We start from the raw sequence: 14,685 nt of genomic DNA, 5'->3' as shown, positions 1-14,685 counted from the left end.
GGGGACCGTCAGGCCTAGCCTGCAACCTCAAGCGCGCTTGAGGTCAAGCTCCCACGGGACGACCGGTTCACGGCGGGTAGTCGTGCTCGACGCGTCGGGACCGGTTGAGCAGCTCGCCGTCTTCGCCTCGACCTCCCAGTAGAGGTCGAAGTGGTCAGGGTCGATCGCCGATAGTGTTCCCAACCACACTGTCCGCGCTTGCTGAAAGGGTGCTGCCATGAGCTCTGGTCGTCGGCGGCTGTTGCGAACTGTTGCCGCCGCGCTGTTCCTCCTCGTCGGGTTGGCTGTCCTCGCCGCCCCCGCCGAGGCGGCGAAGGAAGGTCCAGACCTCGCGGTCGACGCGTCCGGGACACGGATCGCGCTGGGGGTCGAGAGGAAGGTTGTCTATCTGAAGATCAGCAACCTGGGGGACGAGACCCCGAGCGACGTCGTCGTCCATGTCCGTCAGCCACCGCAGGGCCCTGACCCCATACCGGTCTCTCTGCTGTGGCATTCCGGGGGTGGTGTGGGGGAGTGCGACGGTGATTTCGGCGGGTTCTACTGCCGACTGTCGCCGGAGTTGATTCCGGGGCCGGGCGAAACCATCGACGTCCCCATAGACGCGCTCGTCTACGGGACGACGCCCTACGAAGGCAGGTTCGAAGCGTCAGTTCGCATCCGGCCGGACGAGGACGCGAATCCGGCCGACAACACCAGATCGTTTCCGCTGACGCTGGTCGACGAGCCCAAGGCGGACCTCTCGTTGGTCGCTCGAGACGTGCAGCAGTCCGTGCGGATGGGTGCCGACGGCATGCCGACGCCCACCGGGACGCTGTACCCGGGTGAGACGGGCGCCGTGTGGCACACCGTCGCCAACCAGGGCCGGAGAACGGTCAGCGGAGTGCGGGTCACGCTGCGTCTGCCCAAGGGTGTGACCTTCACCAGGCAGCCGGAACAGTGTGTGCTCGCCGACGCCGGGCGATCGGCCGTCTGCACCTACCAGCGCCTCACACTCGTTCCGGCCGCCGAGGACACCGACCCGAACGACACGATCTACTCGGCGGTCGAGCTGTACAACCTGGTGACGACTGCGTCATCCGCCAGCGCGCCGGCGACGTTGCAGGGCGGCATCGTGCGGGTGGAGGGCCTCGCCGAGCAGTCGACGACCAACCGCTCCACGCCTACGCGAACCGACCTGCCCGCGAACGCCGTCGCCGTACGGGTGGCCGACGTGGACCCCGGTGACAATCGTGACGGGTTCGCCGTGGTGCTGGCCGCGAAGGGTGGCGGCGGCGGTGGCGGTGACGGCGGGTTGCCGGTCACCGGACCGCGGGCCGGGTTGGTCGGCGGGATCGGCATGACGGCGTTGGCGGCCGGAGGCGTGTTGATCCTCGCTGCCTGGCGTCGCCGGATGATCCTGGTGCCGCCCGAGGACGTCGGGTCCACCCGTAGCTGAGACGCCAGGCGACCGTGCCGCCTCCGCGACGCCCACGAAGGCGGCACGGTTGCCGGTGTTCGACTTATTCCTTTACACCGATGTTGTGGATCGGAGGTGCGCTGAGCAGCCGTCGGACGGGCCACACCGTGGTTGCCAGCGCCAGCAGTGTCGTGCCGCCGAGCACCGCCACCCAACCGAGCGGGGGGACGTACGGGATCGGGCTGTCGGTCAGTCCGTTGACGACCTGTGGTGATGCGGTCAAGGGGCACGGTGTGACCTCCCAGTGAGGGGCGAAGTGGTCGGGCGGCGTTGTTCCCAGGGTGGCTGGTGCCGGCGGGCGTCTCGGGTTGCCTAACGCTGCGTCTGCAGGTGCTGTAAATCGATGTGGAGCGTTGCGGGTGAGCTTGCTGAAGTCCGCCGCAGTTCCGTCATCTGAGAAACCGATCCCACTCGCGACGCCGTGAACAGCGCGTCCTCTGTGGTGACCCCTTTGGCCAACCTGGAGGTGTCGACACGGGCGGCTCGCTGCACGTCGAGGCGGCTGGGATCACACTGGGTCAAGCACCAGTCTTTTGGTCGAACGGCAGGCCCTGTCCCTCGCGACCGACGACGAGAGTTCCTTTCAGTCCTTTTCGCACCATGTTCTTGAGGACCGCATCGAAAACTTCGGCGTCGATGATGCAGACCGTCAGGAGTTCAGGTCTCCACGTCAACGGACTGAGTCTCAGTCCCAGCACCTGGACCGTAAGCCGGCCGTCGTTCCGGGCCCTCCACTTTTGACGCGGATGTGTTGAGCAGCTACGCCGCCTACGCTAACGCCTACTTAACCGAACCCCTCGACCTTCACACCTTTGAGCGCGTGATCAGCGGCCCCCACCGCTTCTACGGCAACGTCGCGTCACTTCCCCTCGAAACGCCGGACTCGGATGGCCAGAGGTCGGCCCTCTCAAGATGGCCGGCCTCCCCGCGTCACGCCGCCGCTCGGCTCATCGCGGCACTGGCCAGCCCGTTCAACGTGGTCAAATCGGCCGCCCCCAGGTACGAGTCCGACATCATGACCACCACCACGTAGTGGCCGACCGCGGCGGCGACATAGCCGACGTAGCGGTCGCCCTCGTCGTAGGTGCCGAGGAACAGCACCGTGTCCGGCCCGAGGTGGTCCTCGGCGAGCGGGTCGAAGCCCTCCTCGTCGCCGCCCGCCCCGCACCGGGCGAGCTGCGCCTTCAGCTCGGTGATGTACGCGTGTGCCCCATCGCCGCGGTACCAGGCGGCGTTCTCGTAGATCCGAAATCGGGTACCGAGATCGCCTGCCTCAGTGCGGCTCACGACAGGCTGCGGCACCGGCGTGTCCGCGCACGGCTGGGGTAGGAGCGACCACACCAGCCCGTCCTCCACCGGCCCCGGCGCGCCCCGCCGAGATCGTCCGGCTGCAACATGGCTCGGTCAGGGATCCCTCGTGGCCGCTGCTGCGCCGCCGCCGGCCCGCTCGCCGACACCAGCCCGAGGATCACGGCCGTCACCACAATCAGTGTCCTACGCAACTGCAGGCGTACTGGTGCGATTCTCTCGGTTGCCGGTGGTTGACGGTTGCCTCGGGCTCGGGCGACTACCTCGCAGGAGGCGGATCCGGCCGCAGATCTAACGCGAGGACCAACTGCTCAAACAGCACGACCGTCGGCTGGAGGGTGCTACTGATGTCGATCTGATCGGTGTCGCCGACCCTTCTGGATGGTACTTCGGGGGTGCCGTGAACCGCGCGTGTAGCCCCTGATCGCAAGCTGCCGCCGTCCGGGCGACGACCGTAACCGGTGATCAGGTGACACGGTTTAGTTAGATACAGCCGGAACGATCACGGGATTCTCGGGAGTCAGATAGTGAGCAGCAGTCAAGCCGGTTGGCGCCCGTACCCGGGCGCCTACCGTGCTCCCGAAAATCTTCCCCCGGTCGAGCCCGGTCGCATCGTTGGCCTAGTTGCCAGCTGCGATCTCCGAGGGGAGCACCCCGAGAATGCGAGTACCCGGAACTTCATCGTCAGTGAGCTCGCGATTCTGGATGACGGTCGGCGCGTGCTCCTGCACGCGGATCGTGGGTTCACTCTCACTGCTAGATCAACCGGCGTTCCGGGTGGTGTCGCTCCGCTCGTCGAGACTCGGGAAAGCATCACCCCGAACGTTCTGAACGCCGTGCTCCCCGACGACGCCGAAGAGTCCGCAGAGGAACATCCTTGGTCGTGGCTGGCCGAGTTGGCTCGGGCTCGCGGCCTGGATGTGACCGCAGAAGATCTACGAGGTCTTCCATATCAGGTGGTCTTCACCGACACAGTGACCCGATGGCTCGCGCCTACCTGAGTTTCAGCGCCTAAATTCCGCTTCGACTCAACTAAGTGGTTGGCGACCTCTACAGGGCAGCGACCAGCTGGGCTATGCGCCCAGCGCCCTGGACAAGCGTGCCTACAAGGATGAGGGCACCGCCTCCGACGAATGACCCTGCCTCGCCTGATGCCATGGCAGCGAGGACACGACGGAGGGTGTATGGCTCGTGGCCGTTCATGGTGTCCGGTGTGATGCCGCGCTTGGCCAGTTCGGCGGCTCGCCAGGCGTCTACCACCTTTGAGTCCTCGCCGGCCCTCTGGCGCTTGACGCTCTCATACGTCGTCCACTCGATGAGTCTGATGTCCTCCCGCAGCCGCCGGCTCGTCGCTATGGCGACGGCGATGATCCAGAGGAGGCCGCAAATCTCGATGGCAAGCCCCACGAGGGCCAGGACGGCAGAGGCAGTCGTCACCGGTCCATCGTGCAGGCGCTTGCCAGCGGGTAGCTGTCAACAGCAACGGCGACAACAACCGGCCGGGACGAGAGCGGCCAGCGGTGGCCGGGCGCGGCCAGTTGCCCGAGGACGCGGACGAACCCTGCCGGACACAGCGCCCAGAACTTACAAGCGAGGGATCGGGTGGTCGGCCAGCAGGTGCTGCCTGTCGAGCATGGTGAGGGAGTCGGTGCGGATACTGGCGGGGTGGTGGAGAAGCAGGCGACGGAGTTGACCAGATGGACCATCCACGGCGAGCGGGTCGTGGACGACACACGCCGGGCACGGCTGAGTATCGCGGAGGTCGAGCTGCCCGACGGGGTTCGGTTCGAGCAGTACGTGATCCGTGCTCCCCGGTCGGCCATGGTGGCGGTGGTCGACGACCAGGAGCACCTGCTCTTGATGCGGCGGCACCGGTTCGTCTTCGACCGTTGGGTGTGGGAGCTGCCCGGCGGTTACGTCGATGAGGGTGAGCAGCCGGCGGTCTGTGCGATGCGGGAGGTCGAGGAGGAGACCGGTTGGCGCCCTCGGGGGGTTGAGCCGCTGCTGTCCTTCCAACCGTGGGTCGGCACTGCCGACGCAGAGAATCTGCTCTTCCTCGCCCGGCAGGCCGAGCGCATCGGCGCGCCCGTGGACGTGAACGAAGCTGAGCAGATTGCCTGGGTTCCGCTCGACGAGGCGTACCAGCTTGTGGCTCGGGGCGAGATCGTCGGTGCCGGCACCGTAATCGCGGTGCTGGAGTTGGTCGCGCGTAAGGCTAAGGGAGAGCTGTGAGGGTCAGCGTCGAGGGCCGAGGGTGGCGTCGACGCGGCTGGTGAAGTGCCGGACGGCGGGTAGTCGCCGGTGTGGGGCGAGCTGGCCTTGCAGGTCGCGGAGGTAGCGGACGGCTCTGGCGGAGCGGAGCTGGGTGGTCAGGGTCAAGGCTTCCGCGCCGATGGCGCAGGCTCGGTCGGGTTCGCCCTGTTGGGCGTGGACGCTGCCGAGCAGGGCCAGGTTGAAGGCTCTGCCCCGTACGTATCGGTTGTCCATGCGGAGGGATCGGGCGGCGAAGCGTTCGGCGTGGGTGTTGCGGCCGAGGGCGAGGAAGCAGTGGCCGAACTTGGCCGCCAGGTACGCCTCGTCGAAATAGCTGAGCCATTGCGGGTCGGCGCTGCGGTCGGCCCGGTCGAGGGCTTGTTCTGCCCGGTGCAGGGCGACGGCGCAAGCCCGTTCGTCACGGGCTTGGGCCAGGGCGTGGGCTTCCATGACATGGGCTTCGGCGATCAGGACCGCAATTCCGGCGCGGCGGGCGGTCCGGCCGGCGGCGCGGGCGAGGTCGAGGCCGGTGGTGGTGTGGCCGAGGTAGGTGGCTTGGTGGCTCATCGCCGCGAGGATCTCCGCGCCGAGGCCGTTGTCTCCTGCGGCGTGGGCGAAGTCCAAGGCGAGGGTGAGGTAACGCTGGGCAATGCCGTGTTCGGCGGTGTCGTACGCCTGCCAGCCGGCGAGTTGGGCAAGTTCGGCAGCGGCACTGAGCAGCCGCTGACCGATCGGGTGGTCGTACCGGCCGTCGGTGAGCAGCGGAGTCACCTCCTGATGGAGGTAGCGGGCCACAGTGTCGCGGGCGTGCCCGCCGCCGTACTGGTTGTCCAGCCCGCGGTAGGTCGCGGTCATCGCGCGGATGGTGTCAATCTGCGGTTGACCGACGGCATCACGGCCGGGCTGGGTCACCGGGGCCGGATCGGGGGCCGTGAACCAGCGCAACGCCGGAAGGGTGGAGCCGGCGGAGCTGAAGGCCACCTGCCGGAGTACGTCTCGACGGTTCACGTCACCTCGCCAAAGCTCTGCGGCACTGCGTACGTCGTCCTTCCAGGTCCGGTTGACCGGCGATTCGCTGGGCCGATCGGGGGTGAGCCGGCCGGGATCGGCCGGCGGCGCGGCCTGTCGGGATGCCAGGCCCATCGTGGTTCGTGCCTGATCGGGCATCCGGCATCCGTCGGCGATGCGCTCCAGGAGGTCGATCGAGGTGACCTTGCGTCCGGCCATGACCCGGCTGACGTAGCCCTGTTCCAAGCCGACGGCGGCCCCGATCCGGCTCTGACTCGCACCGGTGAGGCGGCTGATCCAATGGAACAGCCCGCCGATGTCCCGGGTGGCCAGAGCGGTGAGTACCTCGCTGTGCGACCACACGGTCTCCGGTATTCGCAGTGGATCGAGCAGCACGGCGGCTCCCAGCGTCACATTCCGACTACTAATGGTGTTCGAGTGATGAGCGTAGGGCGACTATCCGCGCCGGTCGAGCCGTCCCATGTCACCGTGACATGACCGCTGGCCATGGGGCCTGTCTATAGCTTTCCGTAGCTTCTCCGTCACCTGAGGTGGTGGGGGTGTGACGTGTCGAGTAAGGGCGATGAGCCGGCGATCAGCCGGGGCGAACAGATCCAGGCGGCGGAGCGGGAGACGGCGAAGCGTCGGCTTCTGGCCGAGGCGGAGGCGGATCGGATTCCGGTCGAGGAAATCACGCGAGCCAAACCGGATTGGCGGTGGCGTCGTGGCGAGCGTTGAGCTGTTGCCGGTCGGGCGGCGGGTGGCGTACTGGCGGGGTCGGCGGAAGCTGTCGCAGCAGGTGTTCGCCGACCGGCTCGGCAAGTCGAAAAGTTGGGTCGACAAGGTCGAACGCGGCGTTCGGCGGCTGGACAAGCTGTCGACACTTCAGGAAATAGCGCGGGTACTCCGCATCGACACCGCCGCGCTTGTCGGCCAGGACGCTGCGCCGGTCCAGTCAACAAGTCGCGTCGACGGCGTCGAGCGGATCAGAGCAGCGTTGTCCCGCTACGAGATCCCGTTGGGCAGGCCGGCAGGCAGCCCGATATTGCCGGTGGACCGGATGCTGCGGGATGTGGGGTTAGCGTGGTCGACGTTCCAGTACGCCCGCTATCCGCAGGTGGTCGACCTGGCGCCGGACCTGCTCACCGGTGCGCTGCGCGCCCATGCTGAGGTGTCGGTGGCGGGTCGGGTGCCGCTCGTCGAGGCGTACCGAATAATCGCTTCTCTGTTGGTCAAGCTCGGCGACGCCGAGCTGGCCTGGTTGGCCGTGGATCGGGCGATGCTCGCCGCCACCGGTGACCGGGAGTTGGTGGCCGCCGCGGGCGTGCAGCTTGGGCAGGTGTTGCGCGCGCTCGGCCGGGCGCGGGAGGCGAAGTCGGTGACGCTCGGTGCCGCGTATCGGATCGCTCCGCCTGTGATCGAGTACGGCACGCCTGCGGAGTTGTCCCTGTGCGGAGCCTTGGTCATCCAAGCCGGCCTGGCGGCGGCGCAGGACGGGAACGAGGCCGCCGCCGGCGAGCTGCTCGACGAGGCCGCCGGTATGGCGGAGCGGGTCGGCGACGGGTACGACCACCACCGCACCGGGTTCGGTCCCACCGCTGTCGACCTGGCCCGCGCCACCGCAGCCGTCGAAATCGGCGACACCCAGGAGGCGATCGCCTGGCACGAGAAAGCCACCGCGCGGGGCGGCTGGCGGTGGCTACCCGCCGAACACCGCGCCGCGCACCTGCTCGACGTCGCGCGTGCCTACCTGCAGGCCGGGGATACAGGCAGCGCCGCCCGCGTGCTGACCGAGGCCGAGCGCACCGCACCGGCCGAGATCAGGTGCCGGCCCGCCGCCCGGGACGTCGTCGCCGAGGTTGCCCGTCACCCCCGCGCCCCGGCCACGATCGCCCAGCTCGCCGCCACGCTCGGGGTGGGCTGAGCGGTATTCCATGCGGCAGAGAAGTGCAGCAGCGAAGTACAGCAACCGTGCCAGCCGAACCAGGCCGAGAAGCGCGTCAGCAGGCCGTCTGACCTCGTGTCGAGCCCGATTTAACCGGCTCGCCGACAGTTCACACCGAAGAGGTCGCTGGTTCGATACCAGCATCGCCCACTCTCAGTTTGTGCAGGTCAAAGGTCATTGCCATTCATTGGGGGTGGCCTTCTTGCTGCCTGTACAGCAGCAAAGTACAGATCCCGGCCGGAAGTACTCATTGGTTTCCCACCAGGCATCACGTCGCATGCACGGGCTCCCAAGCTGCCGATGCAAGGATCTTCACCTACCGCGATCAAATAGGTACCCTTCGCAGTCATGGCATCTCGCAGCAAGCCGAGCCTCTGGCGGTACTGGGGGTACGGCGTCCTGGCTGTACTCCCCCTGTCCCTTGGTAGCAACGCGTTTGGTCCCGGCATCTACGCGGTTCTCATCGGCCTCTTGATCCTCTTCGTGCTGTTCCAGGCTCCGGTGTACTGCGGAGCGATCAACCGGAAGCGCGGCGGCGCTGTGGAGTTCTGCCGCAACAACTCGACCGGCCTGGTCATGGGCTGTCACCTTCGGCAGCACAAGTGGCAGAAGTTCGGGCATGACTGGTGGTCTCTCGGCTGGCGCGAGAAGTCCAAGGGCATCTGGACCGGGGCCTCTGCGAAGCTGGCGACCGTCAGTGGCCTCGTCGGCACGGTCACCGGGATCATTGGTGTTTCAAGTAGGTGCCGGCCTGCCGCGCGGGCAGAGGCAACGGACGACGGCCGCGAAGATCGTCGGGCGCAACTGATACCAACAAGTGCCGTCAACCGCTGTAAGTCAACGGAAGACTTCGCCCACGTCAGCCGACCGATCCGTCCAATTGGATATGGCCGATGCCAGGCGAGAGGGGTTCAGGGTTCCAGCCTCAGCCTGACTGGGAACCGTGCCCGATCCGTGCCCGATGCAGCGGTCGACAACGGCGAGCGGAGGCCCGCCGCAGCGCTTAGCCGCCGCGTCCATGCTCCCGTGACCATTGGCACGACGCCCGTGGGCCGCCACTCAAACCGGATTCCCAAGCTGAGAGTGCGGGTTCGATTCCCGTCAGCCGCTTCACACGAGCGGTCCTGGGCGGACTCCGTCCGAGCCAGGCCCTCGTTGTGGGCGTTAGCTCAGGCTTAACCCGGCCTTATCCCACCGCGCGCGAGGCTGGTCCCTGCCCAGGCCGGGAACGGACCGGTCCGGGTCTACACGGGAGGATCACGTATGCGATTTCGTACCCTCGGGGTGCCCTGTCTGGCCGTCGCCCTGCTGACGGCCGTCACCCCGGCCGCCGCCACCGCCGGGACCGCCAACTTCGGCCCGCCGGTCGACGTGGCGACGGGCGCCGTGCCGGGCGCCATGGCCACCGGCGACCTCGACGGCGACGCGCGGCCCGACCTGGCGGTTGCGCAGACGGACGCGGACAGGGTCTCGATCCTGCTCAGCCAGGGGGCGACCGGCTTCCGGGCCGGGACCGTGGTGGCCCTCGGCGGCGCGCCGCGGTCGGTGGCCATCGCCGACGTTGACGGTGACGGCCGGCGGGACCTGGTCGCCACGGTCGTCGACATCGATTTCGATCAGGTGGTGGTCGCTCTCGGCCGAGGCGACGGCCGGTTCAGGGCGCCCCGGGTGATCGACTTGGCCCCGAACAGCATCCCCCGAAACCTGGTGCCGGCCGACCTCGACGGTGACCGAGACGTCGACCTGGCGCTGACCCTCGCGGGGCGAGAGCAGGTCCAGGTGCTGCGCAATGACGGACGGGGCCGGTTCACACCGGGGGCGACTCTAGCGGCCGAGCCGACTGCCAATGACGGGCTGGCCGGGACAGACCTCAACGGGGACGGCCACACCGACCTGGTGGCGACCGGCGGCGGCTATGGCCGGGTGGTGACCTGGTTGAACGCGGGCGACGGCACCTTCGCGCCCGGGGTGTGGCACGAACTACCGACTCCCCGCAGCCCGGCCATGCTCGCCGACTTCAACACCGACGGTCGGGTCGACGCGCTCGTACCGGGATCCGAGTGGGGCGACGCCCTTTATCTGGCGGGCAACGGCGACGGCACCTTCACCGAGGAGCGCACGCTCGCTTTCGGGCAAGGTGAGCGGACCGCCGCCGCCGGTGACTTCGATGGCGACGGTCGCGCGGATCTCGCGTTCGGCGGCGGCTACTACGGCGTGCTGGTGCTGCTCGGCAACGGCGACGGCACCTTCCAGGCCCCGATCACCCTGGCCACGCCCGGTATTCCCGGCGCGCCCGTGGTGGATGACTTCACCGGGGACGGGCGGGACGACATCGTCGTGTCGAACGCCAACGGCCTGAACGATATCCTCTGGTTCTTCCCGACCATCTGAGCGCCGGACCGGGGAGGACTGTAGACGAACGGCCAGTCGAACTGTTGGGTGGCGAACCGGCCTAACCAAGCGGGTATTGGTCAGGCCCCCCGCAGGCCCGCTAACGGACGAAGCGCCCGGGATCCTCCGGGCGCTTCGGTCATCTTTACCAATCTTAAGAGCTGGCGTCAGGCAGCGAGGCAGCAAGAAGGCAGCACGAGCACCGGTGCGGGTTGACCCCGAACGTGAACCGACGGCGCTCGCTACCTGCTCGCCGACGCGGCTTGCCACCGGCTGGCGGCGGCCGACAGCTTGACACCGCATCCCCCCCCGGCGGGGGTCGTCCGGCGTCGCCTGCGAGATGGCTGTCGACAACATTGCTGACAGCAACCGCGCCGGACGCGAGCGCGCTGACGAGTGCGGGCATTGACGAAGCTTCGAGCGTGCAGCCGGTCCCGAACGAGCGCGGACGAGGTGCACAGAGCTTACAAACGAGGGGTCGTTCGCTGGTTCAGCGTCGCTGCCCCGCGGCTCTCTCGACTTCAAGGAGGACGAGGCCGAGGGTTTGCGAGCGGCGGTTAGTCGGTAGTGCAGCCCATGCCCGTCGGGCGTGTGCCAGTCCGCCGGGTCCGTCGCCGGCTTTGGCCATCATGAGGGCGCGATGAAGTTCGACATGGGTGGCGAAGCGGGTCAGCGAGGCGGGCCGGAGACGGTCGGCGTCGATCTGGGCCTGCTCGCCGCGATGGATGAGCCCGAGGCGGGCGTAGAGCATGGATCGGAAGGTCGCCATGCGCCAGGCGGGCACGGCGGCGTCGGAGGTCTCGTCGTCGGGTGAGGCGGTGTGGTCGAAGATCCGTTGGGCGTCTTCGTCGGCGGCGATCGCTGCGGCGGTGTCGCCTCGTCCGGCGGCGATGTGGGCGCGGGCCATCAGCGCTTGGAGTTGGCCGAGTGACGGACGGTCAGACAGGCCAATGGCTTCGTCCGCGTAGCGCTGTGCGACGGGGAGTGCGGCGCCCTCGTAGGCCAGGGCGATGGCGGCTCGACCGCGTACCCAGACGCGGACAGCGAGGTCGTTGGAGCGGTCGGCGGTGACGCGGGCGGTGTCGTACCAGCCGATGGCCTCGGTGGGATCCTTCGTCGTCTTTCCGTAGGTGGTCAGGGCGCGGGCTGCTGTGGCCCACATGATCGGGCTGTCGAGCTGCTGTTGCATGACGACGAGGTCGTTGGCGAGCCTGATTTGAAGGGAGTCCGCGCCGATCTCCATGTATTCGCGGCCGTACTGGTCGACGCGGTCACGCCAACGATCGACGTCGTCGCGGTGCCCGGCGAGGGCGGCGGTGAAGCCGTTACGGATCAAGTCGTTGGCGGCGATCGGGCCGATGGTGGCTGCGGCGAGGAGGTCTCTGCGTCTCACGTCGGCTTCTCCCAACGCTCGCGCATACGCGAGCACAATGTCCGGCGTCGCGGTCCGGCGTCCCGCTTCGACGTTGCTGAGATGCGAGGCCGAGTAGCAGGTACGGGCCGCGATGGAGGCCAGTGTCACGCCGGCCTCAAGCCGAGCCTGCCTCAATTGCGCACCGAGGTCATCCATCGGATCCCCTGTGAAAGGTCCTGAAAGCATCGAGGTGCTTCCGAGCGTAGCCGCGCGGTCACCAGAGTAGATCCCACATGAGGCAGGAGCGGAAGCACTGCGGAGGCAGGGATGAGTGACAACGCCGCAGGCGACAGGACAGGCGAGCGGGTGCAGGCTGCGGAGCAGGAAGCAGCCAGGAAGCGAATTCTGGAGCAGGCCGAGGCGGAGCGCATTCCGGTGGAGGAAACGACGCGTGCGGTGCCGGATCGGCGGTGGCGTCGTGACCGGTGATTCGGTTCCGATCGGTCGGCGCATAGCTTACCTGCGAGCACGGCGCAAGCTGTCGCAGCAGTCGTTCGCGGATCGACTGGGGAAGTCCAAGAGTTGGGTGGACAAGGTCGAGCGCGGGGTGCGGTCACTGGAGCGGGTTTCGACGATCCGGGAGGTCGCCGCGGTTCTTCATTCGGGCGGCCCTGTCCACGTACGGGATGGCGAGCAGCCACCCGATTGCTTGCCGGGATGCGTCACCTGATCAGTTGGGCCGGGCGATCGGGCACGCGTGGACTACCTACCAGCACGCACGGTATCCGCAGCTGATTGAGCAGCTGCCAGCGTTGTTGACAGGTGTTCAACGGCTTCAAGCACAGGAGTCGGGCGCTGACCGTACGGCCGTGGTGGAGGCGTATCGGGTGACGGCGGCGCTGCTGGTGAAGCTGGACGAGGCAAGCCTCGCCTGGCTGGCTGCCGATCGGGCAATGTCCGCTGCCATCGGTGATCCGGTGCTACTGGCCTGTGCGGCGGTGCAGCTCGGCCAGGTGTTGCGCGCGTCGGCTCGGGCGAAGTCGGTAATGCTGAGCGCTGCGTACCGCATTGCTCCAGCGGATCCGAACGACGGCACACCGCAGGAGCTGTCCCTGTGTGGATCGCTGCTCGTGCAGGCTGCCCTAACAGCGGCCAGAGCGGGCAACGACCGCGACGCTGTTGGCCTGCTGAACGAGGCGACGGAGATGGCTGTGCGGGTGGGCGATGGACACGATCACCATCACACCGCCTTCGGGCCTGTGGCCGTTGATCTGGCCCGAGTTGCCGCAGCAATCGAGCTGGGCGACGGAAAGCGCGCGGTTACGCAGCACGAGAAGGTCGTCGAACGAGAGGGATGGCGATGGTTGCCGCTTGAGCATCGTGCTGCGCACCTCGTCGACGTCGCTCGCGCGTACCTTCAGCTCGGCGACGTGATCACGGCGGCTCGAAGCCTGCTGCTGGTCGACAACATCGCACCATCGGAGATACGGCACCGGCCGGCGGCGCGGCGTGTCGTCACCGAGGTTGCCCAACGGGCAGACGCGCCTACGACGATCACCGATTTCGCCATTGGCCTCGGCCTGGTTTGAGTGCGGATGCCCCCAGGGCGTCAGAAGTACAGCAGCGAAGTACAGCAACCGTGCCAGCCGGACCGAGCCGAGAGGCGCCTCAGCGGGCCACATGACCTCGCATCAAGGCCGATCCGATCTGCTTGCCGAGAGTTCACACCGAAGAGGTCGCTGGTTCGATACCAGCATCGCCCACTCTCAGTTCATGCAGGTCAGAAGCCCGTTACCGGAGTGGTCGGTAACGGGCTTCGCCCTAAGTGCCGCTTACATTGGGAGCAGACGGGGAAACAGTGCGGCTTGTTCCGGGTTCGGGACCGTCATGGACCGCCCGGCTGAGTGACCTGATTGCGGTTCCGAGCGGGCTTGCTGGCTGGTAGTTGGGCCGACCGCTGCCGGTGCCGCGTGGCGAGAGGGTGCCTCCGGGTTATGGCTCATGGGTTGACTGGTGGCCGGGGGTCCGATGGTTGGCCCATTCGCCGGTCCACACTGCGAGGTCGTGTACCCAGAGCTCGGTGCTCTGTCGGGACTTGCGGCCCACTTTGTTGCGTTCTGTGACGCGAAGTTGTCCAGAACCTGACGGTCCGTCCTAGTCCATGCGGGAAGCTGGGATAGCTACTCTTCTGCCTGTTCGGCGCTGTGGCCGCTGCCGATCAGCCATGGGACGAGCAACGCGAGTTCGACCCATGCGGCGGCCTTGGTCGCCCACGCCCAGTCGACGATCCGTAGGCCGAGTGGCGTCACGATCAAGTTTCACGACGATGACCAGGAGGAGAACCCGGTAAGAAGGGTCACCGCAGCACCGGGAACACGAGATGGGTGACCCGGTCGCCTTGGACGCAGACCGTCGGGTTGCCGAGCAGGACATCGTCGGAGGAGAGTTCGCCGAAGAAGGGCCGGTTTCCCGCGCCCATCACCACCGGCACCAAGTCGATGGCCACCTCGTCCAGCAGTCCCAGCTCCAGGCACTGCCGGGCGATGGTTCCCCCGGTGACGGCGACGACCGCGTCGCCGGCGAGTTCCTGGGCCCGGGCGATCGCGGCCTCCACCCCGTCGGTCACGAACGAGAACGGCGCGTCGGGGTGCGCGTCAACCCAGTCCTGCGGGATTCGGTGCGTCACCACGACAACAGGGACGTCCAGGGTGTGCCGGCCCTGCCAGCCGCCCGCCACGTCGAACAGCGTCCGGCCACAGACGAGCGCGCCCAGCGAGGACACCCACCGCCGCATGTGCTCCGAACTCTGCGGGGTGAGGTGGAGGGTGAAGTCCCCAGCCGAAGTCGGCATCGCGACCTCGCCGTTCTGCAGCCAGTCGAACAACCGGCCGATGGTGTTGTCCTGCTTGGCGACGTACCCGTCCAGAGACATGTTCGCCTGCGCCTGCACTTTGCCCATGGAGTGTCCCT

The 14,685-nt window shown here is 67.6% G+C and carries 14 protein-coding genes and 1 pseudogene; 7 read left to right on the top strand and 8 right to left on the bottom strand.

Annotated features, from left to right (window positions below; genetic code table 11):
* Positions 1-217 precede the first annotated feature (217 nt).
* Entirely contained in the window at positions 218-1,435 is a 1,218-nt protein-coding gene (locus tag JNW91_RS01370; RefSeq protein ID WP_203173124.1) for a COG1361 family protein, read from the top strand.
* A gap of 64 nt (positions 1,436-1,499) precedes the next feature.
* On the opposite strand, the gene JNW91_RS01365 is transcribed toward JNW91_RS01370, so the two are convergent.
* The 3 genes from JNW91_RS01365 to JNW91_RS01350 form a co-directional block, all read right to left on the bottom strand.
* Positions 1,500-1,679 carry a hypothetical protein gene (locus JNW91_RS01365; protein ID WP_203173154.1) on the bottom strand — a complete coding sequence of 60 codons (180 nt, stop codon included), beginning with the start codon at positions 1,677-1,679 and terminating at the stop codon, positions 1,500-1,502.
* Positions 1,680-2,386: 707 nt separating this feature from the next.
* The gene (locus JNW91_RS01355; protein ID WP_203173122.1) at positions 2,387-2,743 is read right to left on the bottom strand and encodes a hypothetical protein; all 357 of its coding nucleotides are present in this window, start codon (positions 2,741-2,743) and stop codon (positions 2,387-2,389) included.
* 1,071 nt (positions 2,744-3,814) lie between these two features.
* Entirely contained in the window at positions 3,815-4,201 is a 387-nt protein-coding gene (locus JNW91_RS01350) for a hypothetical protein (protein ID WP_203173121.1), read from the bottom strand.
* Between the two features lie 228 nt (positions 4,202-4,429).
* On the opposite strand from JNW91_RS01350, the gene JNW91_RS01345 reads away from it, so the two are divergent.
* Positions 4,430-4,996 (top strand): NUDIX hydrolase, encoded by a 567-nt coding sequence (locus JNW91_RS01345; RefSeq protein ID WP_203173120.1) that lies wholly within the window; start codon positions 4,430-4,432, stop codon positions 4,994-4,996.
* 3 nt (positions 4,997-4,999) lie between these two features.
* On the opposite strand, the gene JNW91_RS01340 is transcribed toward JNW91_RS01345, so the two are convergent.
* Complete coding sequence (locus JNW91_RS01340; protein WP_203173148.1) at positions 5,000-6,421, bottom strand: helix-turn-helix domain-containing protein; 1,422 nt, start codon at positions 6,419-6,421, stop codon at positions 5,000-5,002.
* A 328-nt stretch (positions 6,422-6,749) separates the two neighbouring features.
* On the opposite strand from JNW91_RS01340, the gene JNW91_RS01335 reads away from it, so the two are divergent.
* Positions 6,750-7,949: a helix-turn-helix domain-containing protein gene (locus tag JNW91_RS01335; protein WP_309244178.1), complete on the top strand. Its 1,200-nt coding sequence runs from the start codon at positions 6,750-6,752 to the stop codon at positions 7,947-7,949.
* 470 nt (positions 7,950-8,419) lie between these two features.
* Here the strand turns inward: JNW91_RS01335 and JNW91_RS32975 are convergent, their stop codons facing one another.
* The gene (locus tag JNW91_RS32975; protein ID WP_255544905.1) at positions 8,420-8,548 is read right to left on the bottom strand and encodes a hypothetical protein; all 129 of its coding nucleotides are present in this window, start codon (positions 8,546-8,548) and stop codon (positions 8,420-8,422) included.
* 685 nt (positions 8,549-9,233) lie between these two features.
* On the opposite strand from JNW91_RS32975, the gene JNW91_RS01330 reads away from it, so the two are divergent.
* The gene (locus tag JNW91_RS01330) at positions 9,234-10,361 is read left to right on the top strand and encodes an FG-GAP repeat domain-containing protein (protein ID WP_203173118.1); all 1,128 of its coding nucleotides are present in this window, start codon (positions 9,234-9,236) and stop codon (positions 10,359-10,361) included.
* A gap of 490 nt (positions 10,362-10,851) precedes the next feature.
* Here the strand turns inward: JNW91_RS01330 and JNW91_RS01325 are convergent, their stop codons facing one another.
* Positions 10,852-11,931 carry a helix-turn-helix domain-containing protein gene (locus JNW91_RS01325; protein ID WP_203173117.1) on the bottom strand — a complete coding sequence of 360 codons (1,080 nt, stop codon included), beginning with the start codon at positions 11,929-11,931 and terminating at the stop codon, positions 10,852-10,854.
* A 111-nt stretch (positions 11,932-12,042) separates the two neighbouring features.
* Here JNW91_RS01325 and JNW91_RS01320 point away from each other — a divergent pair, with 111 nt between their 5' ends.
* The 3 genes and pseudogenes from JNW91_RS01320 to JNW91_RS31605 all read left to right on the top strand — a co-directional run bounded on the left by JNW91_RS01320 (position 12,043) and on the right by JNW91_RS31605 (position 13,304).
* Positions 12,043-12,204, top strand: coding sequence for a hypothetical protein (locus tag JNW91_RS01320; protein WP_203173116.1), 162 nt, complete (start codon positions 12,043-12,045; stop codon positions 12,202-12,204).
* Positions 12,194-12,373: pseudogene (locus tag JNW91_RS34155) on the top strand (helix-turn-helix domain-containing protein); the annotation flags it as partial. The gene JNW91_RS01320 and the pseudogene JNW91_RS34155, both read left to right, overlap by 11 nt.
* Before the next feature lie 211 nt (positions 12,374-12,584).
* Positions 12,585-13,304, top strand: a complete 720-nt coding sequence (locus JNW91_RS31605; RefSeq protein ID WP_238424056.1) for a hypothetical protein — start codon at positions 12,585-12,587, stop codon at positions 13,302-13,304.
* 591 nt (positions 13,305-13,895) lie between these two features.
* On the opposite strand, the gene JNW91_RS33400 is transcribed toward JNW91_RS31605, so the two are convergent.
* Positions 13,896-14,030: a hypothetical protein gene (locus tag JNW91_RS33400; protein WP_309244176.1), complete on the bottom strand. Its 135-nt coding sequence runs from the start codon at positions 14,028-14,030 to the stop codon at positions 13,896-13,898.
* 41 nt (positions 14,031-14,071) lie between these two features.
* Complete coding sequence (locus tag JNW91_RS01305; RefSeq protein ID WP_203173115.1) at positions 14,072-14,674, bottom strand: dihydrofolate reductase family protein; 603 nt, start codon at positions 14,672-14,674, stop codon at positions 14,072-14,074.
* Positions 14,675-14,685: the final 11 nt, after the last annotated feature.

Origin of the sequence: Micromonospora parastrephiae (assembly GCF_016802865.1) — a bacterium.
GTDB lineage: Bacteria > Actinomycetota > Actinomycetes > Mycobacteriales > Micromonosporaceae > Micromonospora > Micromonospora parastrephiae.
The sequence above is the reverse complement of the archived record's forward strand: the minus strand, read 5'-3'. Positions and strand labels throughout refer to the sequence as shown.